The sequence below is a fragment of the Bradyrhizobium sp. Kon69 genome (genome assembly GCF_055807515.1).
Genome location: NZ_JBVVOS010000115.1, coordinates 1 through 455, shown reverse-complemented (window position 1 = coordinate 455; position 455 = coordinate 1). Strand labels below are relative to the sequence as shown.

General features: G+C 69.5%; 1 protein-coding gene. It reads right to left on the bottom strand.

Annotated elements, in window-relative coordinates:
- Positions 1 to 455: Ig-like domain-containing protein (locus tag AC0L3U_RS38460; RefSeq protein WP_473364971.1), on the bottom strand; the 455-nt coding region annotated here is incomplete at both ends.

Below are 455 nucleotides of genomic sequence, written 5' to 3'. Positions count from 1 at the left end.
GCGACCGCAGGCGCCGTCGTATCCAGCGTGAAGCTCAGCGAAGCCGAGCCGGTATTGCCGAAGCTATCGGTCTGGCTTGCCACGATGGTGTGCAATCCGTCCGCCAGCCCGCTCGGCGTGAACGACCAGGCGCCTTGCGCATCGGTCGTCACCGTGGTGGTGCTGGCGACGCCGTCGATGGTGAAGTGCACCACCGTGCTGGCAAGCCCGGTGCCGCTCAGCGCCGGGCTCGTGGTGAGGTGGTCGGTCGCCGAGGAGCCGGTGTCCGAGACCAGGGCCTCGGTCACCGCCGGACCGGTGGTGCTGACCGTATAGACCACCGCGCTGCTGGTCGCGGTGTTGCCGGCCGCATCGCTGACCTGGGCCGTCAGCGAGTTGCTGCCGTTGTTCAGTGTGACCGTGGCGCTCCAGCTGCCGTTGCCCTGCACCACCGCGGTGCCGATCGTGGCCGTGCC